Raw genomic sequence first — 23,529 nt, 5'->3', positions numbered from 1 at the left:
ACCGTGTGCATTCCGGTGCAATCTTCTATGCTGTAGATATGGAGGTGGCGACATGAGCAGTGATGCAGATCGGATCGAAGAGGATGTGCAGGCGGCTGTCGCGGGCGATGTCGCCGGCGTGCGCGAGGAGGTGCGGCGGATCACGCTCGAGGCCTTGTCGGAGGGTCGGCTCGACACCGAGGCGCTCAGGCATGTGATGCATTCGGTGGTGGAGGGGGCGCGAAGAGGCTCCGCCGCGCTCGGCGATCGGGAGCGACAGACCCTGTCCGAGGCGATGAGCGGACTGGACGAGGCGCTGGCCGCGGCCGCGGAAGCGACCGAGCTGGCCTTGCGCGAGGCCGCCACACGCGGCAGCGAGTTCACCCGCCAGGAACTGCACCGCACCCTGGACGACCTGACCGGACTTGAGGCGATGTTCATCGAGACCATGCGCAATGCGGCGAAGGGGGCGACCGGATTCGCGTCCGCCACGCTTCACGATCTGGCCGATCATGCGCGCAACAGCGGCACCCATGTGGGCGGTCGGGTGGCCGCGTCACTCGGCCAGTTGCGCGATACGGTCGGCGATCTGGCCAGGGCGCAGCTCGAGGCTGGCGCACACGGTCTGCGCAGCGGCGGCGCGCTGCTGGCAGGCATGGCCTCGGGCTTCCTCGCCGGGATCGCCGAACGCCTGCAACCCGAGCGCAGCGCCAGGACTGACGCCGAACCGCCACAGTCGCACGACTGATGCTGTGGCAGGCGGTCAAGGCCGCACGCGACCTCGGGCGCGTCCATGACATCGCCGCCGTCCTGATCCGCTACGGTTTTGGCGATGTGGTGCGCCGTGTCGGCATGGCCGGTGCGCTCGAGCGCGCGGGCAGGACGCTGCACTGGCATGTGCCGGCCGATCTGGCCTTGCTCGAGCCGGCGGCGCGCGTGTCCCGCGCTCTCGAGGAACTGGGTCCGACCTTCATCAAGCTCGGACAGATGCTGGCGACGCGGGTGGATCTGTTTTCGCCCGAGTGGATCGCCGAGTTCGAGGCCTTGCAGGATGCGGTGCCCCCGGTCGCCTACGAGCGCATTCGCGCGCAACTCGTGGAGGATCTGGGCGAAGCGCCGGAGGCCGTCTTCGCGGAACTCGACACGCAGCCGCTGGCGGCGGCCTCGCTCGCCCAGGTCTATCGTGCCCGCCTGATCGACGGCACGGCCGTCGTGCTCAAGGTGCGCCGTCCGGATATCTGGCCGGTCGTCCAGGCCGACCTTAGACTGCTTGCCCGTCTCGCCGAGATCTTCGAGACCGAGGCACCCGACCTGCATCGCTACCGCCTGCGCGAGATCGTCAGGCAGCTGACGCTGTCGCTGCGCCGCGAGATGGACTTCGCCGCGGAATGTCGCAGCGCCGAGCGGATCGCAGCCAGCTTCGCCGGTCGTGACGACATCGTCGTTCCCCGCATCCACTGGCAATGGACCTGCGAGCGGCTCAACGTCCAGGATTTCATAGACGGCATTCCGGGGCGACGCCTCGCTGCGCTCGATGACGCAGGCCTCGATCGCCGCCTGCTTGCGCGGCGTGGCGCCGAGGCGGTGCTGAAGATGATGCTGGAGGACGGATTCTTTCATGCCGATCCTCACCCGGGAAACGTCTTCTACCTGCCCGGCAACCGCATCGCTTTCGTCGATTTCGGCATGGTCGGGCGTCTGACGGAGGCGCGTCGCTATGAGGTCGCGCTGCTGCTCGATGGCCTGGTCAGTCGCGATGCCGAGGCGGCCGCCGAAGTGCTTCTGGAATGGGGTTCCGGCAGCGATCCGGATGCCAGCGCCCTGCACGGCGAGATCGACGCCTTCATCGATCAGTATCACGGGGTTCCGCTGAAGTCGCTCAATCTCGGCATGATGCTGTCCGATCTGATGGCGATCATGCGCGAGCATGCGTTGTCGCTACCGCCCGACCTGACGCTGCTGATCAAGGCCTTCGTCACGCTGGAAGGCATGGGCCGGCAGCTGGATCCGGACTTTGAGATGTCGAGTGTCGCGGGGCCCTTCCTGAAGCGCTGTATCCTGGCTCATCACTCGCCCGAGGCACTGGCCCGGCGCGGCTGGCGATCGACGCTCGGTGCGTTCGAACTGATCACCGGATTGCCCCGGGATCTGGTTCGAGTGCTGCGCATGGTGAGGCGCGGCAGCTTCCGGGTGCAGGTCGATGTGGTGCCGCTCAAGCAGTTCGGCGACCAGATCGATCGGGCCTTCAGCCGCTTGACGCTGGGCATCGTCACCGCTGCGCTGATCATCGGGTCGTCGATCGTGATGACGGTCGCCGGAGATGCGTCGTCCGGCACGCCCTTGTTTGCGATTCTTGGTTTCGTGGCCGCCGTGATCGGGGGAATCGCGGTGCTCGTGTCGATCTGGCGGGGTGGCAAGGGGCGCGGCTGACCGGCGGCACGGCGTGCTCGACGGCGGCCTCGTCCATGTCACCGTTTCACCCGCTACCTGCATGGCAAGTAACTGTTTGAAAGGAATTTTTTCGTGAAACACGCTGAGAAACGCTAGGCTTTTGCAGCGCAACAGCGTAGAATCCTAGCCCTTCCAGATTCATCCATGCCGGGGTGCGCCATGCTCTATCCCACCCGTTTCGATGTCATCGTCGTCGGCGGCGGCCATGCCGGCACCGAGGCTGCGCTGGCGGCTGCGCGCATGGGTGCGAACACGCTGCTGCTCACCCACAACATCGAGACACTCGGTGCAATGAGCTGCAATCCGTCGATCGGCGGGATCGGCAAGGGCCATCTGGTCAAGGAAGTCGATGCGCTGGGCGGTGCGATGGCCGCGGCCACTGACGAGGCCGGCATCCAGTTCCGGATCCTGAATGCGTCAAAGGGTCCGGCGGTGCGCGCCACGCGGGCGCAGGCCGATCGGGTCATGTATCGCGCCGCGATCCGCCGACGCCTGGAGAACCAGCCGAACCTGACGCTTTTCCAGCAGGCGGTGGACGACATCACGGTTCATGCCGACCGGGTGACCGGGGTGGTCACGCAGCTCGGTATCCGCTTCGAGGCGCCCACCGTGGTGTTGACCGCCGGGACCTTCCTGAACGGTCTGATCCATGTCGGTCTGGACAATTATTCGGCCGGTCGCGCCGGCGATCCGCCCGCCATCTCGCTCGGCCGTCGTCTGAAGGAACTGGCGCTGCCGCAGGGGCGGCTGAAGACCGGTACGCCGCCACGCATCGACGGGCGCAGCGTCGATTTCTCGGTGATGCAGGTGCAGCCGGGCGACGACCCCGTTCCGGTGTTCAGCTTCCTCGGCTCGGCCAGCCAGCATCCTCGTCAGTTGCCGTGCTGGATCACGCACACCAACGAGGGCACGCACGACATCATCCGCAACAACCTCGACCGCTCGCCGATGTACTCCGGCGTCATCGAGGGTGTCGGCCCGCGCTACTGCCCGTCGATCGAGGACAAGATCCACCGCTTCGCCGACAAGACCAGCCACAACATCTTCCTCGAACCGGAAGGGCTGGACACGCACGAAATCTACCCCAACGGGATCTCGACTTCGCTGCCGTTCGACGTTCAGCTCGCGGTGGTGCGGTCGATCCGCGGCCTGGAGCAGGCGCATATCCTGCGCCCCGGCTATGCGATCGAGTACGACTATTTCGACCCGCGCAATCTGAAGTCATCACTCGAGACCAAGACCTTTCACGGCCTTTTCTTCGCCGGACAGATCAACGGCACGACCGGCTACGAGGAGGCCGCGGCGCAGGGCCTGCTCGCCGGCGCCAACGCGGCCCTGCAGGCCCAACAACGCGGCCCCTGGTGCCCGCGTCGGGACGAGGCCTATGTGGGCGTTCTGGTCGATGACCTGATCACCCGTGGCGTGTCCGAACCCTACCGCATGTTCACGTCGCGCGCCGAGTATCGGCTGCAGCTGCGCGAGGACAACGCCGACCTGAGGCTGACCGAGAAGGGGCGCGAACTCGGCCTCGTGGACGACGAACGCTGGGCGGCCTTCTGCGCCAAGCGTGACGCGATCGAGCGTGAGACCGCGCGGCTGCGCGCGACCTGGGCGCATCCCGAGCGGATCGCCGCGGCCGACGCCGAGCGCCTGTTCGGCAAGGCGCTGGAGCGCGAGTATCGCCATTTCGACCTGTTGCGCCGTCCCGGCACCACCTATGCCGACCTGATGACGCTGCCCGGCGCGCCGGACGACCCGGCGACCGATCCGCAGGTCATCGAGCAGATCGAGATCGCCGCCAAATACCAGGGCTACATCGATCGCCAGCAGGACGAAGTCGCACGCCAGCTGCAGGCCGAGGGCACCCCGTTGCCGCCCGACTTCGATTACGCCGAGGTGCGTGGCCTGTCGCGCGAAGTGCAGCAGAAGCTCAATCTGCATAAACCCGAGACCATCGGCCAGGCCGGTCGCATCCAGGGCGTGACCCCGGCGGCGGTGTCCCTGCTGCTGGTGTGGCTCAAGCGCTACGAGATGATGCGCACGCTCGGAACCCCGGCCGACAAGAAATCCGCATGAACGAGGCCGTGCTCGAGCAGGGGCTGCTGGCGCTCGGACTGACGCCGTCCGTGGCCGACCGCCAGCGCCTGATCGCGTTTGCTGCGCTGCTGCTGAAATGGAACCGCGTCTACAACCTCACCTCGATCCGGGATCCTGCGCAGATGATCACCCATCACCTGCTCGATTCGCTGGCGGTGGCGCCTTTCGTCGCGCGGCACGCACGGATGGCCGATGTGGGTTCGGGCGGTGGCTTGCCGGGCATCCCGCTGGCGATCGTACGTCCCGATCTTGCGGTGACCTCGATCGAAGCGGTCAGCAAGAAGGCCAGCTTCCAGCAGCAGGCACGTATCGAACTGGAGCTGCGCAACTTCGACGTGGTCAACGCGCGGGTCGAGAACCTGCGTCCCGATCCGCTTTTTGACGCGGTGATTTCGCGTGCCTTCTCCGAACTCGCCGATTTCGTCCGGCTGACCTCGGGGCTGCTGAGGCCGGGTGGCCGATTTCTCGCGATGAAAGGCGTGTATCCTGAGGCCGAAATCGCCCGCCTGCCCGCGAACGTGCGCGTGGCCGAAGTCCATCCGCTCGCAGTGCCGGGCCTCGATGCCGAGCGACATCTGCTGATTCTGGATTCCATCTGATGGCCCGTATCTTCTGCATTGCCAACCAGAAAGGGGGCGTGGGCAAGACCACGACCTGCGTCAACCTCGCTGCCGCGCTGCACGAGGCGGGGCAGCGCACATTGCTGGTGGATCTCGACCCGCAGGGCAATGCGACCATGGGCAGCGGCATCGACAAGCGCGACGTGCGGCGCTCGGTCTATCATCTGCTGGTCGGCCTGGCCGATCTTGAAAACGTGCGCGCAACATCGCCCACCGGGGGCTTCGACGTGCTGCCGGCGAACCGTGATCTGGCCGGTGCCGAGGTCGAGCTGGTGACACTGGACCAGCGCGAACATCGCCTGAAGCATGCGCTGAGGTCGCATGCGGACGACTACGACTTCGTGCTCATCGATTGCCCACCGTCGCTGTCGATGCTGACACTGAACGGCCTGTGCGCCGCGCATGGTGTCATCATCCCGATGCAATGCGAGTACTACGCGCTTGAGGGCCTGTCCGATCTGGTCAACACGATCAAGAAGGTGCATGCCAACCTCAATCGGGATCTCAAGATCATCGGCCTGCTACGGGTCATGTTCGATGCGCGCATGACGCTGCAGCAGCAGGTCTCCGCCCAGCTCGAGAGTCATTTCGGCGACAAGGTGTTCCGCGCGATCGTGCCGCGTAACGTCCGGCTCGCCGAGGCGCCCAGCCATGGCATGCCCGGCGTTGTCTTCGACCGCAACGCGAAGGGTGCGCAGGCGTACATGGCTTTTGCCGAAGAGATGATCGAACGCATGAAAAAGTTGTGAACACGCGAAACACGAGACCCGCCATGACACCACCCAAACTCAAGGGCCTCGGTCGCGGCCTGGATGCGCTGCTCGCCGGCGACCGTGACGATGAAGTCGAGAAGGGCCAGCTCCAGACGCTCGCGCTGGATTGCCTGCAACCCGGCAAGTACCAGCCCCGCACGCGCATGGACCCCGGTTCGCTCGAGGAGCTGGCCGCTTCGATCAAGGCGCAGGGGGTCATGCAACCTGTCCTGGTGCGCCCGGTCGGGAACGACCGTTTCGAGATCATCGCCGGCGAACGTCGCTGGCGGGCCGCACAGCTCGCCGAGCTCGACGACGTGCCATGTCTGGTCCGCGAGATTCCGGACGAGGCTGCACTGGCGATGTCGCTGATCGAGAACATCCAGCGGGAGAACCTGAATCCGCTCGAAGAGGCCGGCGGCATCCAGCGTCTGATCGATGAGTTCGGCATGACCCATCAGCAGGCGGCCGACGCGGTGGGTCGGTCGCGCCCGGCGGCGTCCAATCTGCTGCGCCTGCTCAACCTCGCCGGTCAGGTGCAGGAACTGCTGATGGCGGGGGATATCGACATGGGGCATGCGCGGGCACTGTTGCCGCTCGATCCGGCCAGTCAGATCCAGGTCGCCAATCAGGTGGCCGCCCGCGGATTTTCGGTGCGGGATACCGAACGGCTGGTGCACAAGCTGCTCAACCCGAGGGCGGCCAAGGGCCGCAGCGAACCGGATCGCGATCTGATGCGTCTGCAGGAGGAGATCGCGGACGCGCTCGGGGCCACGGTCAGAATCAAAGCCAATCGCAAGGGTGCCGGTGAGCTCAGCATCCGCTTCAGCGACCTGGACCAGCTCGATGGCCTGTTGAGCCGCCTGCGCTGAGCGGCGCTCAGTCGTCGCTCGACGATGCGGCTACCGCCGCAGCGCGTCCGCGTGCCTCGTCGATGCCGGCGAGCGGAATCAGTGCGGCCGCGAACAGCACGATGCAGAACAGCACCGCGCCCTCCAGGCCCAGCGCGTACTGCAACAGCCCGACGCCGAACAGGCCGAAGATGGCCGCGAGCTTGGAGAACATCCCCCAGAAACCGAACAGTTCGGCGGCGCGGTTCTCCGGTGAGAACGCGCCGACCAGCGCGCGTCCGACCGATTGGCTGGATCCCAGGCTGAGTCCCGAGAGCAGCCCCGCGAACAGGAACATCTGTTCGACCGACAGTGCGATGCCGAGCGCTCGCTCCAGCCAGCCGGTCAGTTCGCGCACGAAGAAGATCGCAAGGATGGCGGCGATCCACAGCAGCAGCGTCAGCGCGTAGGTCCTGCGCCCGCCCCATCGCCCCTGCATCCAGCCGAAAACCAGTGCTCCGAGCAGCGCGGTGATCTGGACCACGATGAACATCAGGTTGCGTGTCGCCTCGCTCCAGCCGATGACCTGTGCGCCATAAATGAACGAGAACGCAACGATCACATATACGCCCGCCATCGCGAACAGGATGGACAGGAACAGGCGACTGAGGTCCGGAAAACGCGAGATCGACCGGAGTGTCGACCGCAGTCGTCCATAACCCTCCCGGACGAAGCTCGGGTCCAGCGCGCGCCGGCGTCCGATTGCCGGTTCGCGCACCCAAACGAAGGTCGGGATGGCGGCCAGCAGGAAGAAAACCGCCGCGAACGGACCCACCCAGCGGATGCGCTCGAAGTTGTCGGCACTCACCTCGCCCAGGAACAGCAGCGCGAATCCGGCTGCGACCAGTCCGCCCGCATAGCCGAGCGCCCAGCCCAGCCCGGAGATCTTGCCCAGTTCGTCCGGATCGCCGAGAGAAGGCAGGAAGCTCGCGATGAAGGATTCGCCGACCGAGTACGCGGTGTTCGATATGACGATCAGCACGAAGCCGAGCCAGATGAAACCGGGCGCGACGAAGTACAGCAGACTCGTGCTCGCGACCGTGAGCAGATAGCTGATGAACAGCATGCGCTTCTTGGCCTGCGCGTAGTCCATGATCGCCCCGAGCAGCGGGGCGCTGACGACCACCAGCAGATAGCTCAGGCACAGCGACAGGCTCCACAGCAGGTTGCCGAGACGGTAATCCGGTGCATCGGCCACGATGACGCGGCTGTAGAGGTCGCCGAAGATCACGGTCACGATCAGCAGCGTGTAGGCCTGGTTCGCGAAATCGAACATGCACCAGCCAAAGATCTCGGGTCTGCCAGCCTTGTGGGTCTTGATCATCGACGGGTTCCGGTCGCGCTTCGGCGGTGCTTGTCGCGCCCGCCGAAGCGCGCATTTGCGGACACGACCGGCGATAAATTAGAGCATGATGAACTCATCTTCAGACGAAACATGTATAAGATCCAGGACTGGCTCGAAATTTTATGGTGCACTGCAAAACCGGTTTGACTTTGTCCTGGTTAAGCCCTAACATTGCGACAATTTTTCAAGGCAGGCGGCGCATCACCCCCGCAGGGCGCCAATGAACCGATGTTCAAAATGGTACTCCTGCAGTTCGGCGCAACACTCGTAGCAACGGCCATATCGGCCGTTTTTTTCGGGTTGCATGGGGCCGCGTCCGCTGGCCTGGCCGGCCTGGCCTGTGCGGTGCCAAACGCACTGTTTGCGTTTCGGCTCCGGCTGGCCGCGGTCAAGGGCGGGTCGCCCGCGGCGACTGTGTTCATCGTCGGCGAGTTCGTGAAGATCGCGGCGATAGTGGGATTGTTGGTGTTGATTCGGGCAGTCTATGACGACCTTCACTGGGGGGGTCTGTTCGTCGGCCTGATTCTGGCACTTAAGGCGAATTTGTTTGCATTTTTGGTGAAGACATAACCATGGCTACAGGGCACGCTCCCACCGCTTCCGAGTACGTAGTACACCACTTGACCAACCTGAATCAGACCGGTCATGCTCAGGAAGACATCGTCAATTGGGGTTACATAAACCTCGACTCGGTCTTCTGGGGTTTCGGTCTGGGCGTCCTGACCGTCTACATGCTGTGGCGGGTCGGGCGCAGCGCGACATCCGGCGTGCCCGGGCGCTTCCAGGGCTTCATCGAGTTGCTGGTCGAAATGGTCAATGACCAGGCCAAGGGCATCATCCATAGCGCCGAGTCCCGAAAATTCGTTGCACCTCTGGCGCTGACCGTGTTCATCTGGGTCTTCCTGATGAACGTGATGGATCTGCTGCCGGTCGATCTGATCCCGACGCTCTGGGCGGGCGGCCTGACCGCAGTCGGAATCGACCCGGGTCACGCCTACATGCGCGTCGTGCCCACTGCCGACATCAATGTCCCGCTTGGCATGTCGATCTCGGTCTTTCTGATGTGCGTCTATTACAACATCAAGATCAAGGGTTTGAGTGGCTGGGTGCACGAACTCTTCACGGCGCCGTTCGGTGCGCATCCGGTGCTGTGGCCGGTGAACTTCGTCATGCAGATGATCGAGTTCCTCGCCAAGACCGTATCGCACGGCCTGCGTCTGTTCGGCAACCTGTTCGCCGGGGAGTTGCTGTTCGTGCTGATCGCGCTACTCGGCGGGACGGCGACCGTGCTCGGGTTTTTCGGACATCTGATTGCCGGTTCGATCTGGGCGATCTTCCACATCCTGATCATCGTGCTTCAGGCATTCATCTTCATGATGCTGACGCTGGTCTATGTCGGTCAGGCGCACGAAGGCCATTGATTTCTGTATCATCCCGAGTCGTCACTTTAGTCACCTTTACTTGAAGGAGTTGTCATGGAACTTACCCTGGGTTTTGTCGCGCTGGCTGCTGGTCTGATCATTGGTCTGGGCGCCATCGGTGCCTGTATCGGTATCGGTATCATGGGCTCCAAGTACCTCGAAGCATCCGCTCGTCAGCCTGAGCTGATGAACGCGCTGCAGACCAAGATGTTCCTGCTGGCCGGCCTGATCGACGCCGCGTTCCTGATCGGTGTCGGTATCGCGATGATGTTCGCCTTCGCCAACCCGTTCGTCGTCTGATCGGTCCTCCCTTAAACTCAACCGAGGGCCCAGAACAGTGAATTTGAACGCAACCCTGATAGCCCAGATCGTTGTGTTCTTCATTCTCGGCTGGTTCACGATGAAATTCGTGTGGCCGCCGATCATGAAGGCACTCGATGAGCGTGCGGGCAAGATCGCCGACGGGCTGGCAGCTGCGGACAAGGCCAAGGCCGATCTCGCGCTTGCCGAGAAGAAGGTCGTCGAAGAATTACGCAAGGCCCGCGAATCTGCGGGTGATGTGCGTGGCATAGCCGAGAAGCAGGCTGCCAAGATTCTGGATGACGCGCGGTCCGAAGCCAACCGCATCATCGCCCAAGCCCGCGAAGCGGCCGAGGGAGAGGCTGCCTCCGCTGCCCAGCGTGCGCGGGAAGAGATCCGAGATCAGGTCGCCAACCTTGCCGTCGCTGGCGCAGAGCGAATCCTGCGCCGTGAGATCGATGCGAAGGTCCACGGCGATCTGCTTGCCAACCTGAAACAGGAACTGCAATAAGTCATGGCCGAGAACGTCACCATCGCGCGCCCCTATGCCGATGCCGCCTTCGAGCTGGCTAAAGGGGCCGGTGCGCTGGGGCCTTGGTCGGAAGCACTCGAACGTCTGGCTGCGATCATCATCGATCCGGCAATGAAGCAATGCATATCCGATCCGCAACTCAGCGACGACCAGGTCCATGGCCTGATCGTCGAAGTGGCGGGGCCGGTACTCGACCCTGACATGCAGAACTTCGTTCGCCTTCTCGTCGAGAATGAACGCCTCACAGTGCTTCCCGAGATCCGTGACCTGTTCGTTTCGATGAAGAACGGACATGAAGGTGTCAAGGAGGCAGACATCACCTCCGCATTTCCGATTGACGACGCAAGTCTGGCAAAGCTGCAGGCCGACCTTGAGGCACGTTTCAAGGCCAAGCTGAACGTGCAAGTACGCCTCGATCCCGAGCTCATCGGCGGGGTCCGGATTGCGATCGGCGACGAAGTGATCGATGCCTCGGTACGCGGCAAGCTCGCGAACATGGCCGCTGCGCTTAAGAACTAGGAGCATATATACATGCAACTCAACCCCTCTGAAATCAGTGACCTGATTAAGAGCCGGATCCAGAACCTGCAGCTTACCGCCGCGTCGCGCAATGAAGGCACGGTAGTATCGGTTACTGACGGCATCTGTCGCGTACATGGCCTTGCGGACGTGATGCAGGGCGAAATGCTGGAGTTCCCCGGAAACACGTTCGGGCTCGCGCTCAACCTCGAGCGTGACTCGGTCGGTGTCGTGGTGCTCGGCGACTACGAGCACATCACCGAGGGTGCGACGGTCAAGACTACCGGACGCATTCTGGAAGTGCCGGTGGGTCCCGAGCTCCTCGGCCGCGTCGTCGACGCGTTGGGCCAGCCGATCGACGGCAAGGGGCCGATTAACGCGAAGATGACCGACAAGATCGAAAAGGTCGCGCCGGGCGTCATCGCGCGCCAGTCGGTTTCGGAGCCGGTTCAGACGGGCCTGAAGGCGGTCGATTCGATGGTGCCGATCGGCCGCGGTCAGCGCGAGTTGATCATCGGTGACCGCCAGACCGGCAAGACCGCGGTTGCGGTCGATACGATCATCAACCAGAAAGGCCAGAACATGTTCTGCGTCTACGTTGCGATCGGTCAGAAGGCCTCGACCATCAACAACGTTTACCGCAAGCTGGAAGAGCACGGCGCGATGGAATACACCGTCGTCGTCGCGGCTTCGGCCTCCGAGTCCGCGGCGATGCAGTATCTGGCAGCCTATGCCGGTTGCACCATGGGCGAATACTTCCGCGATCGCGGCCAGGATGCGCTGATCGTCTATGACGATCTGACCAAGCAGGCCTGGGCCTATCGCCAGATCTCGCTGCTGCTGCGCCGTCCGCCAGGTCGTGAGGCCTACCCGGGCGACGTGTTCTATCTGCACTCCCGTCTGCTCGAGCGCGCCGCACGCGTGAACGCCGGCTACGTCGAAAAGTTCACCAACGGCGAAGTCACTGGCAAGACCGGTTCCCTGACCGCGCTGCCGGTCATCGAAACTCAGGCCGGCGACGTGTCCGCATTCGTCCCGACCAACGTGATCTCGATCACCGACGGTCAGATCTTCCTCGAGACCGACCTTTTCAACGCAGGTATCCGTCCTGCGATCAACGCGGGTATCTCGGTGTCACGCGTCGGTGGTGCGGCTCAGACCAAGGTCATCAAGAAGCTGTCCGGCGGTATTCGTACCGACCTCGCGCAGTACCGCGAACTCGCCGCGTTTGCCCAGTTCGCTTCGGATCTCGATGCTGCGACCCGCAAGCAGCTCGAGCGCGGTCGCCGTGTGACCGAACTGATGAAGCAGGCGCAATACTCGCCGATGTCGATCGCCGAAATGGCAGTCGTGCTGTACGCGGTGAACAACGGGCATTTCGACGACGTCGAGGTCGCACGCCTGCTCCCGTGCGAACACGCACTGATCGAGCACGTCAAGGGTCATCACGCGGCGCTCGTCGCCAAGATTCTCGACAAGCGCGACCTGGACGCGGACGGCGAAGCTGAACTGGCCGGCGCGATCGCCGAGTTCAAGAAGACCTGGTCCTGAGCGCGCTGACGGAGACGGAATATGGCAAGCGGTAAGGAAATCCGAACCAAGATCAAGAGCGTTCAGAACACGCGCAAGATCACCAAGGCCATGGAGATGGTGGCCGCATCCAAAATGCGCAAGGCGCAGGAAAGGATGCGGTCCGCCCGTCCGTACGCCGAGAAGATCCGCCGACTCGCCGCGAATCTGTCACGGGCCAATGTCACCGACTACAAGCATCCCTTCCTGGTCCAGACGACCGAGAACAAGCGTGTCGGCCTGATTCTGGTGACGACCGACAAGGGCCTGTGCGGTGGTCTCAATACCAACATCCAGCGTATCGCGATCACGGCGATGAAGGAGTGGGAGGCGGCTGGAACCACCGAGATCCATGCAAGCTGCATCGGTAACAAGGGTCTCGGATTCATGCAGCGGATCGGCGCAAAGGTGGTTTCGCATGCCGTTCAGCTGGGTGATACGCCGCATCTCGAGAAGCTGATCGGTCCGGTGAAGGTCATGCTCGACGCGTTTCAGAACGGCGAGCTCGACGCGGTCTACATCGCGTACACCCAGTTCATCAACACGATGAAGCAGGAGCCTGTGCTCGAGCAACTGTTGCCGCTGACCGGCGAGCAGCTGGGTACGCCTGACAGTTCGTGGGACTACCTCTACGAGCCGGATCCGAAGGTGGTGATCGACGAGATGCTGCTGCGTTACGTCGAGGCGCTGGTCTATCATGCGGTGGCCGAGAACCTCGCTTCGGAGCAGAGCGCGCGCATGGTGGCCATGAAGGCGGCGTCGGACAACGCAAAGAACGTGATTGGCGAGCTTCAGCTGGTCTACAACAAGACCCGCCAGGCCGCAATCACGAAGGAATTGTCCGAAATCGTCGGCGGTGCCGCGGCGGTCTAACGATTTTTGATTTAAGGAAACGACGATGAGTACTGGTACGATCGTTCAGTGTATCGGCGCTGTGGTGGATATTCAGTTCCCGCGCGATTCGATGCCGAAAGTGTTTTACGCGCTGCGCCTCGACGACACGAGCAGCCCCTTTGCCGAAGTGGGTCTGACCTTCGAAGTGCAGCAGCAGATCGGTGACGGTGTGGTGCGCACGATTGCGATGGGTTCGACCGATGGTCTGCGGCGCGGCATGAAGGTGGTCGACTCCGGCTCGCCGATTTCCGTACCGGTCGGTCCCGGCACGCTGGGACGCATCATGGACGTGCTCGGCCGTCCGATCGACGAGGCTGGCCCGATCGACTCGGACGAGCTTCGCCCGATTCACGCGAAGGCACCGAAGTTCGACGAGCTGTCGCCGTCGGTCGAACTGCTCGAGACCGGCATCAAGGTCATCGATCTGATCTGTCCGTTCGCCAAGGGCGGCAAGGTCGGTCTGTTCGGTGGTGCGGGCGTCGGCAAGACCGTTAACATGATGGAGCTGATCAACAACATCGCGAAACAGCACTCGGGCCTGTCGGTCTTCGCCGGTGTGGGCGAGCGTACCCGCGAGGGCAACGACTTCTACCACGAGATGAAGGACTCCAACGTTCTCGACAAGGTTGCGATGGTGTTCGGTCAGATGAACGAGCCCCCGGGCAACCGTCTGCGCGTCGCGCTCACCGGTCTGACCATGGCCGAGCGCTTCCGCGACGATGGCCGTGACATCCTGTTCTTCGTCGATAACATCTATCGCTACACACTGGCCGGTACCGAAGTGTCGGCGCTGCTCGGTCGTATGCCTTCCGCGGTCGGCTACCAGCCGACGCTGGCCGACGAGATGGGTCGCCTGCAGGAGCGGATCACCTCAACCAAGGTCGGATCGATCACGTCCATCCAGGCCGTCTATGTGCCAGCGGATGACTTGACCGACCCGTCGCCGGCAACCACCTTCCTGCACCTAGACTCCACCGTCGTGTTGTCGCGCGACATCGCTGCGCTGGGTATCTACCCGGCCGTCGATCCGCTCGATTCGACGTCACGTCAGCTGGACCCGTTGGTCGTGGGTGAAGAGCACTACAGCGTGGCACGGGCAGTGCAGCAGACCTTGCAGAAGTACAAGGAACTGCGCGACATCATTGCGATTCTGGGTATGGACGAACTGTCCCCGGACGACAAACTGGCGGTCGGTCGTGCGCGCAAGATCCAGCGTTTCCTGTCCCAGCCCTTCCACGTCGCCGAGGTCTTCACGGGCTCGCCGGGCAAGTATGTGTCGCTGAAGGACACGATCGCGGGGTTCAAGATGATCGTAGACGGTGAGTGCGACCATATGCCCGAACAGGCGTTCTACATGGTCGGTGGCATCGAAGAGGCGATCGAGAAGGCCAAGAAGCTCTGATAGGGCAACCCACGCGTCGGCGGTTTGCTGGCGCGTGGTCACCACAAGGACAACACTATGGCAATGACGGTTCATGTTGACGTCGTCAGCGCGGAAGAGCAGATCTTCTCCGGACTGGCCGAATTCGTCGCCTTGCCGGGAGAAGCCGGTGAGCTCGGGATTCTGCCGGGACACATGCCTCTGATGACCCGAATCAAGCCCGGCGCAGTCCGAATCAAGGTACAGAACCAGGCTGAAGAAGAGTTGATATTCGTTGCCGGCGGCATCCTGGAAGTGCAGCCCGGTCTCGTGACCGTATTGGCCGACACGGCGATTCGTGGCTCGGACCTTGACGAGGCTAAGGCGATCGAGGCGAAGAAGCTGGCCGAGGAGGCGCTGTCGAACCAGAGTGCCAAGGTCGACTACGCGAAGGCGCAAGCAGAGCTGGCCGAGGCGATGGCCCAGATTTCGGCGATTCAGCGGCTACGCAAGCGCGGTCACTGAGCGGGGTTTCCCGCCCGATCGAAAAAAGCATCCGTTCTGGATGCTTTTTTTTCACCTGCGCAACATGCGTGCAGGGCCGAGGGGCTGGTCCGGCGAAGCTATAGGGAACCGGTCCGGGCTATCTAAGCTTGGGTAAGCCGCGCTCCGGTCCTTTCGCCCGTCGGCTGCGTTCGACACGCTTCTCGAGACGCGCCAGATCGTCCCGGAGCGCCCGGACGTCGTCCGTGAAGACATGCAGCGCGCCGTGCGTGACGAGCATGCTCTGTTCCTCCGCGAAATACTCCCCGAGATTGCCGCCGAGAGACGACAAGGCGCGCTGATGGGTCCGTCGCATCGCCCTCGCGGTCTCGGCCAGCCGGCGTGCAGGAATGTCGCCCAGCACGCGCGACAAATCCTCCTCTGCATCCCACTCCAGGTTCCGGAACACGAAGCCGATCGAATCGGCCAGTTCGGCATTGCCCTGAAGATTGACCGCCGCCATCAGCTTGTCGGCGTCTCCGACCAGCGCGCCGGGAAGCTGTGCGAGCGGTACCGTGATCGTGACATCAGCCGGCCGGGCGGCGTCCTCGCTCCGGCCCGCCGCCAGGTAGCCATCGGCCTCGATGTGGAAAACCAGCTCAATGGGCGAGATCCGGCAGCACAGCGAGCTGCCTGCGTATGGCATCAGACGCTCGCGCGCCCATGGGGCGCGCCCGAGCAGATGATTGATGACCCGGGCGACCCCCGATGAGGTCCACTCCATCGTCAATGTCCGTGGGTAAATCAGCGAATGCGGCGCTCAGGCGATCTGCTGGATACCTGCGATGAGCCAGCCGCGGTCGTCCTTCCTGGACTTGGTCAGATGCCAAACCTCATCGAAGACAGCAGGGGTGGTGTCGCGGTCCTCACGGATCAGCCCGTTGAAGCGAACGCTGACGATGTAGCGATCGTCCTCTTCAACGACCTCAATCACGTCGGCGTTGAGATCCACCACATCGGTGCGCTGGCCGGGCCTGTGGTGCTCGGTCAGCTGCAGGCGGATCTCGGCGAACATCTCGGGCGTCGTGAACTGGCGGATATCGTCCAGATTGGCTTCGTCATGCGCGGCCTGCAGGCGAATGAAGTTCAGTTTGGCCTGACGTGCGAAGCCCTCGGCATCGAAGTCGGGATGCGCGCTCGCAACCGGCGAAGACACATGACTTACTGGAGTCGTGTCGAAGGCCGTACGCTGACTCGTAGCACCGTTGCCCGACGATGCGGTCGCCGTGGCGTACTGCATGCGCTGGACGCCCTGCGCGCCCTGCGCGCGTCGGGACAGCATGCGGAACAACATGACGGCGCCGAAGATGAACAAGGCTAGCAACAACAGCGAACCGAACTCCTCGCCCAGTCCGAGATGCGCAAACAGCGCCGCCAGGCCGAGGCCGGCCGCCAGACCGGCAACCGGGCCCATCCAGGAACGGTTGCCCGCCGTGGCCGGCTGTTGGGCCGGGCGTGCGGCCGGTTGCGTGGCGGGTTGACGGGGTGCGGGCGCAGGCGTGGCCTGACGTTGCATGCCAAAGCTGCCACCACCGCCCAGTCGACGGGCCTCGGCTTCGGGAATGACCGTGCCAAGCGTTAAGACGGCGACGATGAGGCTGAGCAGCAGATGTTTCATGATGCGAGATTCTCCTTGTGGATGGTCGCGACCCGGTCGGCGGACACCAGATCCGCTTGCGCAGACCGTGTTGCGATCAGAACTTGTAGCCGCGATGCAGGCAGACGACACCGCCTGTCATGTTGAAGTAATCGACCCGTTTGAGGCCGACTCGTTCCATCAGCGCCTTCAGTTCTTCCTGCGACGGGTGCATGCGGATCGATTCTGCCAGGTAACGGTAGCTGTCGGCATCCTTGGCGACCCGGGAACCCAGCCAGGGCAGGATCTTGAACGAGTAGAAATCGTAGGCAGGCGACAGCGGCGCCCAGACCTTGGAGAACTCGAGTACCAGCAGACGGCCACCCGGGCGCAGCACGCGCATCATTTCGGCCAGCGCCATGTCCTTGTGCGTCATGTTGCGAAGGCCGAAAGCCACGGTCACGCAGTCGAACCAGTTGCTCGGAAACGGCAGCTTCTCGGCGTCGCATTGCGCGACCGGCGACACGAAGCCGTGATCGACCAGGCGATCCCGCCCACGCGACAGCATCGCGTGATTGATGTCGGTCAGCCACACTTGCCCCTCGGAACCGACCCGTTTCGCGAACGCCAGCGAAAGGTCGGCCGTGCCGCCGGCCACGTCCAGGACGCGATCGCCCTTGCCGACGCCCGAGATCTGGATCGTGAAGGCCTTCCACACGCGGTGCAGGCCGAACGACATCAGATCGTTCATCACGTCGTAACGTTGCGCAACCGAAGAGAACACTTCGGCCACCTTCTTGTGTTTCTCGTCCTCGGCGACCGTCTGGAAACCGAAGTGGGTGTTCTTGTCGGTCATGCTCAGTGCTTTCCGCAGCCGCCGCCCTTGGGCGCCGGGGGCGGTACCAGCGCCGGATCGCGCGAACCGCCAGCCTGTTGGAGACGCTGCAGATACTCCTGCCACAAGTGTTCATGCTCCTTGCCGAGCATATAGAGATAGTCCCAGGAGTACAGACCGGTGTCGTGTCCGTCCGAGAACACCGGGCGGATCGCATAGTTTCCGACCGGGTCCAGTTCGGCGATCAGCACGTCGCGCTTGCCCAGTTGCAGGACTTCCTGCCCGGGGCCATGGCCCCGCACCTCGGCCGACGGCGAAAAAACCCGCAGATATTCGAACGGCAACGAAAATGTGCTGCCGTCGTTGAATGCGATTTCGAGCAGGCGCGACTTGCGGTGCAACGTGATCCCGGTCGGCTGCGGCGTATTCTGATCCAGTCCTGCCATGATTTCGCTCGAGTTCTCTGTGTATGAACGACAGGGACAATCATACCTGAATCACCTCGGGCGTCGGGCCGCGGCATGAGCGGTCCGTAACCCTCGGCGTCGCCCCCGGGCCGTGTCGATGCTTGCGTATGCGGCGTGACGGCGTCGTCCGCGGCCGGTGGGTCATTGCATCGCGATGACCTGTCATGAAAACGTCAACTAGCTGAAATACACTTGCGACTCTCACATGGAGCGATGTCATGCCCGCAAACATTCTGCTTGTGGAAGACGAACCGGCGATTCAGGAGCTGATTGCGGTGAACCTGACCCGCGCCGGGCATCACGTGGTCAGGGTGTCCGATGCGGAGAGTGCCCAGCGGTTGGTCAGGGATGCATTGCCCGACCTCGTTCTTCTCGACTGGATGCTGCCGGGCATGTCCGGTGTGGAATTCGCCCGTCGCCTGCGTGCCGATGAGCGCACCCGGACGATTCCGATCATCATGCTGACCGCCCGTGGCGAAGAGCAGGACAAGATCACCGGTCTCGAGACGGGCGCCGACGATTACATCACCAAGCCCTTCAGTCCGCGCGAGCTGGTCGCGAGAATCAAGGCGGTGTTGCGCCGGCGCTCGCCGCAGGTGACCGAAGATCCGGTGGACCTCGGCGGGTTGCGGCTCGATCCGAGCACCCATCGGGTCAGCGCGGCGGGCCAGGCGCTGTCCCTCGGTCCGACCGAGTTTCGCCTGCTCCACTTCCTGATGACGCATTCGGAGCGCGTGCATTCGCGCACCCAGCTGCTCGACCAGGTCTGGGGCGATCATGTCTTCGTCGAGGAACGTACCGTCGATGTCCACATCCGGCGTCTGCGCTCCGCCCTCGAACAGACCGGCCACGACCGCCTGATCCAGACGGTACGGGGCAGTGGTTATCGATTCTCGCTGCAGGTGGATACGGACGCGTGACGGTTTCGTGCGTGGGATAATCCGCTCTGGCACGACGATGCGTATCCAAATTGTTCAAATTTCCAGTTAACCGCTCGGTATGGGCCGGGACCGCACGCCTGCTTGGACTGGCCGCCCTGATCGCGACCCTGGTCGGGCTCCTTGTCGGACCGACGAGCGGCATGGCCGTCTTCGCAGTCCTGATGTTTTTGCTGGTGCTGCATCACGCACGACATCTCGACCGTCTGCATCGTTGGGTCGAGGCGGGACAATTGGTGACGATTCCCGGCGGCACCGGGCTGTGGACCCCGGTGCTGTCCGGGCTGGACCGGCGGATCCGCGCCTTGCGTGACCGGCAGGACCAGCTCACCGCGACGCTTGAGCGGTTTCGAACCGCGAGCCAGGCGATGCCCGACGGCGTCATCTATCTGTCCGGCCGGGACACCATCGAATGGATCAACCAGAAGGCAGAGCAGCATTTCGGGCTGAGTCACGCCCGTGATCTCGGTTGCCCTCTTTCTGGGCTGGCACGGCAGCGCGAGCTGTTGCGTTATCTGGACCCGCCCAGGCAGGACGAACCACTGGTGATCTGGTCGCCGCGTCGCCCGGATACGCGTCTGTTGATCCAGCTCGTTCCCTTCGGCAGCGATCAGCGCATGCTGGTGTCGCGCGACATCACGCAGATCGAGAAGCTGGAGACGATGCGCCGCGATTTCATCGCGAACGTGTCGCACGAACTGAGGACGCCGCTGACCGTGGTCGGGGGTTTCGTGGAGACCGTCATGGACGGGCTGGACGATCTCGACCGTGAGGACATCCTTCGCTTTCTGAAACTCGCACTCGACCAGTCGAGCCGCATGCAGCGCCTGATCGAGGACCTGCTCGCGCTGTCGGCGCTCGAGACCGGTGCCCCGGCGCCCAAGGAAGAACACGTCGACGTGCTGGAGCTGGTGCGCATGGTGCACCACGAGACCGAAGTGCTGTCGGCCGGACGTCACGAACTCGTGCTCGATCTGGATGCGCGCGACGAGGGTGACGTCCTGTTGGGCAGTCAGAAGGAACTTCATTCTGCGTTCGCGAACCTCGCCAGCAACGCGGTGCGCTACACGCCGCAAGGCGGCTGGATCAGGCTGGGCTGGAAAAGTACCGAAGAGGGCGGCGAGTTCTGCGTTTCGGACAATGGAATCGGAGTCGACCCCAAACATATCTCACGTCTGACCGAGCGCTTCTTCCGGGTCGACCGCGGACGCTCGCGTGAGACCGGTGGCACCGGTCTGGGCCTCGCGATCGTGAAGCACGTGGTGTCCCGCCACCAGGCCGAACTGCGAATCGACAGCGCGCCCGGCAAGGGCAGCCGCTTCTGCGTCGTCTTTCCGGCGAGTCGCCTCAGGCGGTCGTGGGCAATACCTCGAAGCTGACCTGATCGAAGTTCGTACCCCGCACGATCAGATCCAGCAAGCGATACTGCTGCAGCTTGCCGTCGAACATCTCCAGCGCGCGCTGCGGCTTGAACCAGCCGCCGGGCAGAACCAGGGTGCGCGGCGTTTTCAGCGCCGGCGTCTCCGGCAGCATGAAAGCCTGCTGAAAAGCCGAGGCATGCATGCCCGGCTGAGCGCCCACCAGACGCACCCCCACGACGCTAGGCATGCCGTTGAGCATGTTGATGCCGCCCACCAGTGCGCCGTCGTTACGGTACATAAGCCAGCTGATCTGCCCGAGCAGGAAGTGCTCGCCGTCAGGCGGACGCACTCCGACCAGTTGATGGTGCTCCACGCGCTCGCCATGATCGGTTCGGCATAGCCGGAAACCATTCACCGACTGGTCCAGCATCGTCCAGGACTCGCACACGAAGCCCAGGCGCTGGGCCTCCTGTCGGCGATGCTGACCACTGTTGCGTTCGTCTGCTTCGGTGACCCGCTCGCCAAAGGTCAGCAGATTGATGTCGCTGCGCAGGCTGCGCGTGACGGCTGCCCCGCCCGGTTGCTCGAAGCGTCGGCCCTGGACATGAAAACCGATCCCCAGCCAGTCCCCGGTGAGCTCGACATGGCCCCGTCCGCCCCGTCGCGGAAAACGCCGGCCGACCGATGCGAGTCCCCAGGGGCGGTACAGGGATACGAGCAGCTTGCCGCTGGCCTCGATCGAGCAATCCTCACCAAGGCCTAGCGCAGACGGCTTGACCCCCTGCTTGAACTGCTTGAACACGGCCTGGATCTGCCCGGCGAGCCGGCTGCCGTCGAAGCGACGCAGACTCTTGCTGTCCGGGTCGAGGACGGACACGGGCTTGAGTCCGCCTTCGCTGGCGAGGTCGAGCGCATATCCGGTCGGTTTGGCCGCGGCGTCGGAGCGGCTGGTCGCGACCAGGCTGCAATAGGGTGCGAATCGTTGCGCCCAGCGGCAGATCCAGTTGAAATCGCGCTCGCCGCGACCGAAGGGATTCGACAGATCCACGAGCAGAAAGGAGATGAAGGACTCCGTCGCGCTCTGTGCCCGCCAGACTTCGTTGAGCGGGTCCGCGACCCGCACGCTGGCCACGCCCTGCGCCTCGGCCATCGTGAAGCTCTCGTGCAATTCGGCCCATACACCGGCCGGCGGTGAGCGATGTGCGCGAAAATACTCGGTCAGCGCGAGGCCCGAGTAATACACTCGGCGCTGCGACAACAGGGCACGCTGGTCGTCCAGCGTGCCGGTGGCCGCATCCCGACGGGTGATCTCGGCATAGGAGCGCGCCAGCAGCTTCCACAGCGCGACGACGCGCAGCAGCGTTTCGTTCTCGGCGCTGTCCGGCGGCAGCGGATGGGCCGCATAGCGTCGCGCGAGCTGATCCTGCACCAGATCGACCGGGATGCGCGCATTCTCGAGCACCTCGAGGTGCTGGTTCGCCGCAGGTGCGGCATCCAGCAGGCCCTCGACCATGGCCGCCAGGGCACGTTGCGTCTGATCCGCGTTGACCGGGTTCAGGCGCTTGATCAGTTCCAGGCATTCAGCGGGATTTCGGTAGTCCATGAGGGCTCGATACTCCTTTCTTGTTTGTTGTCCTTGCCGATTACCCGACCGCCCCGGCGATCTGCTCGCAAAGTTGCGCGATGGCCGGCGCATCACGCATCACGCCTACGCGCTGCGGACTGCTCCAGATCGCTTCCGGAAAATGAGTGTCATCCCGGAACCTGGGTATCACATGCCAATGGAGGTGCGGGACGAAGTTGCCGAGGCTGGCGAGATTGATCTTGTCCGGTCGCATCAGCGTGCGCAAGGCCTGCTCGGTCGCCATGACCACCTTCATCAGATGATGCCGCTGTTCGATCCCGAGATCGGTCATCTCCGCGACATGATCCTTCCATATCACGCGACAGAAACCCGGATAGACCGGATCATCCACGCGGATCACGCGGCAGTGCCCGTCCTGCCAGATCAGGTTTTCGTCCGCAGGGCTGCACAGGGAGCAGGTCATGGCGCGCGATACTCAGGTTGGTCCAGTCAATTGCGGGCGTGTCGGGAGCGTGCGGCCCGGCATGTGCCCGCTTTTCGCCCTGCTTCGCGCCGATCTCTCGAGTCACCCGAAAGCCGCTAGTCTAGTCTGTTGGAATGATGCTGCGAAGGGGGCGGATCGAATTCCGGCCCTGCCGCCGCCTCACGCTCATGCGCCGAGCGTGACCGACCGTCCGGTGAAGGGCAGCGTTCCTGCCTCTCCCAGACGCTCGGGCGCTCCGTGGCGAAAGCTCAGCAGCGTGCCCGGCGGCATGACCGTCCAGGTCTCGTTGTCGGTGAGCGGCAGCGTGGCGATCACCGCGACCCGATCCGCCGGTGTGGTGAGCTGGTCGAAATCGACACTGACGTCCTCGTCCGACAGGTGCGCAGTGGAGAACGGCGCCTGGCGCACGATGTAGGCCAGCCGCGACGCGCAGTGCGCGAACAGGCGTTCGCCGTTGGACAGCAGAAAGTTGAACTCGCCGTGGCCGCCGATCTCCACCGCCAGTTCCCGCAGGCTCGCATGCAGCAGCTCGGGCGCGGGCGGACCGTCCGGATGGCGATCGGCCAGGCTTTGCAGCAGATGGCAGAAAGCGAGCTCGGAGTCGGTGCTGCCGACCGGCAGAAAGCGCCCTTTAAGCTTGGGCCGGTAGTCGATCAGGTTGCCATTGTGCGCGAAGATCCAGTACCGCCCCCACAACTCGCGCTGGAACGGGTGGGTGTTGTCCAGTCGGATGTCGCCCTGGGTCGCCTTCCGGATGTGCGCGATGACGTTCAGCGAGCGGATCGCATAGCTGCGAATCAGCTCGGCCACCGGAGACTCGATGCTGGACTGTGGGTCCAGGAACATCCGCACACCACGTCCTTCGAAGAACGCGATCCCCCACCCGTCACGATGATGATCGGTCAGCCCGCCGCGCGCCCGGAAGCCGGTGAACGAAAAACAGATGTCGGTTGGCACATTGCAGTTCATGCCAAGCAACTGACACATCGGGGACCTCCTCGCTGCACAGGG

25 protein-coding genes are annotated in these 23,529 nt (G+C 63.5%); 17 read left to right on the top strand and 8 right to left on the bottom strand.

Features of this window, described 5'->3' with window-relative positions; genetic code table 11:
- The first annotated feature begins 52 nt into the window (after positions 1–52).
- The 6 genes from ACKVEX_RS08025 to ACKVEX_RS08000 all read left to right on the top strand — a co-directional run bounded on the left by ACKVEX_RS08025 (position 53) and on the right by ACKVEX_RS08000 (position 6,771).
- Positions 53–727, top strand: coding sequence for a DUF6781 family protein (locus ACKVEX_RS08025; RefSeq protein WP_473215189.1), 675 nt, complete (start codon positions 53–55; stop codon positions 725–727).
- Positions 727–2,409: an ABC1 kinase family protein gene (locus ACKVEX_RS08020; RefSeq protein WP_473215188.1), complete on the top strand. Its 1,683-nt coding sequence runs from the start codon at positions 727–729 to the stop codon at positions 2,407–2,409. The genes ACKVEX_RS08025 and ACKVEX_RS08020 overlap by 1 nt, the downstream gene beginning before the upstream one ends.
- A gap of 180 nt (positions 2,410–2,589) precedes the next feature.
- Positions 2,590–4,506, top strand: coding sequence for a tRNA uridine-5-carboxymethylaminomethyl(34) synthesis enzyme MnmG (gene mnmG / locus ACKVEX_RS08015; protein ID WP_473215187.1), 1,917 nt, complete (start codon positions 2,590–2,592; stop codon positions 4,504–4,506).
- Entirely contained in the window at positions 4,503–5,126 is a 624-nt protein-coding gene (gene rsmG / locus ACKVEX_RS08010) for a 16S rRNA (guanine(527)-N(7))-methyltransferase RsmG (RefSeq protein WP_473215186.1), read from the top strand. The genes mnmG and rsmG overlap by 4 nt, the downstream gene beginning before the upstream one ends.
- Positions 5,126–5,896 (top strand): ParA family protein, encoded by a 771-nt coding sequence (locus ACKVEX_RS08005; RefSeq protein WP_473215185.1) that lies wholly within the window; start codon positions 5,126–5,128, stop codon positions 5,894–5,896. The genes rsmG and ACKVEX_RS08005 overlap by 1 nt, the downstream gene beginning before the upstream one ends.
- Positions 5,897–5,919: 23 nt before the next feature.
- Positions 5,920–6,771 carry a ParB/RepB/Spo0J family partition protein gene (locus tag ACKVEX_RS08000; RefSeq protein ID WP_473215184.1) on the top strand — a complete coding sequence of 284 codons (852 nt, stop codon included), beginning with the start codon at positions 5,920–5,922 and terminating at the stop codon, positions 6,769–6,771.
- Between the two features lie 7 nt (positions 6,772–6,778).
- Here the strand turns inward: ACKVEX_RS08000 and ACKVEX_RS07995 are convergent, their stop codons facing one another.
- On the bottom strand, positions 6,779–8,113 hold the full coding sequence (locus ACKVEX_RS07995) for an MFS transporter (protein WP_473215183.1): 1,335 nt from the start codon (positions 8,111–8,113) through the stop codon (positions 6,779–6,781).
- A 249-nt stretch (positions 8,114–8,362) separates the two neighbouring features.
- Here ACKVEX_RS07995 and ACKVEX_RS07990 point away from each other — a divergent pair, with 249 nt between their 5' ends.
- From ACKVEX_RS07990 to ACKVEX_RS07950, 9 genes are read left to right on the top strand one after another with little or no spacing between them, the layout of a single operon-like run.
- Positions 8,363–8,704, top strand: coding sequence for an ATP synthase subunit I (locus ACKVEX_RS07990; RefSeq protein ID WP_473215182.1), 342 nt, complete (start codon positions 8,363–8,365; stop codon positions 8,702–8,704).
- Positions 8,705–8,706: 2 nt separating this feature from the next.
- Entirely contained in the window at positions 8,707–9,555 is an 849-nt protein-coding gene (gene atpB / locus ACKVEX_RS07985; RefSeq protein ID WP_473215181.1) for a F0F1 ATP synthase subunit A, read from the top strand.
- Positions 9,556–9,609: 54 nt separating this feature from the next.
- Positions 9,610–9,855, top strand: a complete 246-nt coding sequence (gene atpE / locus ACKVEX_RS07980) for a F0F1 ATP synthase subunit C (protein ID WP_473215180.1) — start codon at positions 9,610–9,612, stop codon at positions 9,853–9,855.
- Positions 9,856–9,892: 37 nt separating this feature from the next.
- Positions 9,893–10,366, top strand: coding sequence for a F0F1 ATP synthase subunit B (locus ACKVEX_RS07975; protein ID WP_473215179.1), 474 nt, complete (start codon positions 9,893–9,895; stop codon positions 10,364–10,366).
- A gap of 3 nt (positions 10,367–10,369) precedes the next feature.
- Complete coding sequence (locus ACKVEX_RS07970) at positions 10,370–10,906, top strand: F0F1 ATP synthase subunit delta (protein ID WP_473215178.1); 537 nt, start codon at positions 10,370–10,372, stop codon at positions 10,904–10,906.
- A gap of 12 nt (positions 10,907–10,918) precedes the next feature.
- Positions 10,919–12,457, top strand: coding sequence for a F0F1 ATP synthase subunit alpha (atpA, locus tag ACKVEX_RS07965; protein ID WP_473215177.1), 1,539 nt, complete (start codon positions 10,919–10,921; stop codon positions 12,455–12,457).
- Positions 12,458–12,478: 21 nt separating this feature from the next.
- Positions 12,479–13,348, top strand: a complete 870-nt coding sequence (gene atpG / locus ACKVEX_RS07960; RefSeq protein WP_473215176.1) for a F0F1 ATP synthase subunit gamma — start codon at positions 12,479–12,481, stop codon at positions 13,346–13,348.
- A 25-nt stretch (positions 13,349–13,373) separates the two neighbouring features.
- Positions 13,374–14,771, top strand: coding sequence for a F0F1 ATP synthase subunit beta (gene atpD / locus ACKVEX_RS07955; protein WP_473215175.1), 1,398 nt, complete (start codon positions 13,374–13,376; stop codon positions 14,769–14,771).
- 57 nt (positions 14,772–14,828) lie between these two features.
- The gene (locus ACKVEX_RS07950; protein ID WP_473215174.1) at positions 14,829–15,254 is read left to right on the top strand and encodes a F0F1 ATP synthase subunit epsilon; all 426 of its coding nucleotides are present in this window, start codon (positions 14,829–14,831) and stop codon (positions 15,252–15,254) included.
- Between the two features lie 118 nt (positions 15,255–15,372).
- Here the strand turns inward: ACKVEX_RS07950 and ACKVEX_RS07945 are convergent, their stop codons facing one another.
- From ACKVEX_RS07945 to ACKVEX_RS07930, 4 genes are all read right to left on the bottom strand, one after another.
- Positions 15,373–15,996, bottom strand: a complete 624-nt coding sequence (locus ACKVEX_RS07945) for a ubiquinone biosynthesis accessory factor UbiJ (RefSeq protein ID WP_473215173.1) — start codon at positions 15,994–15,996, stop codon at positions 15,373–15,375.
- Between the two features lie 36 nt (positions 15,997–16,032).
- The gene (locus ACKVEX_RS07940) at positions 16,033–16,890 is read right to left on the bottom strand and encodes a Tim44 domain-containing protein (protein ID WP_473215172.1); all 858 of its coding nucleotides are present in this window, start codon (positions 16,888–16,890) and stop codon (positions 16,033–16,035) included.
- 76 nt (positions 16,891–16,966) lie between these two features.
- Positions 16,967–17,704 (bottom strand): bifunctional demethylmenaquinone methyltransferase/2-methoxy-6-polyprenyl-1,4-benzoquinol methylase UbiE, encoded by a 738-nt coding sequence (gene ubiE, locus ACKVEX_RS07935; RefSeq protein WP_473215171.1) that lies wholly within the window; start codon positions 17,702–17,704, stop codon positions 16,967–16,969.
- Between the two features lie 2 nt (positions 17,705–17,706).
- Positions 17,707–18,129 carry a gamma-butyrobetaine hydroxylase family protein gene (locus ACKVEX_RS07930; RefSeq protein WP_473215170.1) on the bottom strand — a complete coding sequence of 141 codons (423 nt, stop codon included), beginning with the start codon at positions 18,127–18,129 and terminating at the stop codon, positions 17,707–17,709.
- A 239-nt stretch (positions 18,130–18,368) separates the two neighbouring features.
- Here ACKVEX_RS07930 and phoB point away from each other — a divergent pair, with 239 nt between their 5' ends.
- Together phoB and phoR are read left to right on the top strand one after the other, a co-directional pair.
- Positions 18,369–19,070 (top strand): phosphate regulon transcriptional regulator PhoB, encoded by a 702-nt coding sequence (gene phoB / locus ACKVEX_RS07925; RefSeq protein WP_473215169.1) that lies wholly within the window; start codon positions 18,369–18,371, stop codon positions 19,068–19,070.
- Positions 19,071–19,120: 50 nt separating this feature from the next.
- A complete protein-coding gene (gene phoR, locus ACKVEX_RS07920; protein ID WP_473215168.1) occupies positions 19,121–20,467 on the top strand; it encodes a phosphate regulon sensor histidine kinase PhoR in 1,347 nt (448 codons plus the stop codon).
- On the opposite strand, the gene ACKVEX_RS07915 is transcribed toward phoR, so the two are convergent.
- From ACKVEX_RS07915 to ACKVEX_RS07905, 3 genes are all read right to left on the bottom strand, one after another.
- Positions 20,436–22,052: a hypothetical protein gene (locus tag ACKVEX_RS07915; protein ID WP_473215167.1), complete on the bottom strand. Its 1,617-nt coding sequence runs from the start codon at positions 22,050–22,052 to the stop codon at positions 20,436–20,438. The two genes, phoR and ACKVEX_RS07915, sit on opposite strands and share 32 nt — an antisense overlap.
- 40 nt (positions 22,053–22,092) lie before the next feature.
- Positions 22,093–22,497: an HIT family protein gene (locus ACKVEX_RS07910; RefSeq protein ID WP_473215166.1), complete on the bottom strand. Its 405-nt coding sequence runs from the start codon at positions 22,495–22,497 to the stop codon at positions 22,093–22,095.
- 186 nt (positions 22,498–22,683) lie between these two features.
- Positions 22,684–23,505, bottom strand: coding sequence for a class II glutamine amidotransferase (locus ACKVEX_RS07905; RefSeq protein WP_473215165.1), 822 nt, complete (start codon positions 23,503–23,505; stop codon positions 22,684–22,686).
- Positions 23,506–23,529: the final 24 nt, after the last annotated feature.

Source organism: Denitraticella aggregata (genome assembly GCF_048158365.1).
Lineage (GTDB): Bacteria > Pseudomonadota > Gammaproteobacteria > Burkholderiales > Rhodocyclaceae > Azoarcus_F.
This window is presented reverse-complemented; position numbering and strand designations above follow the sequence as displayed.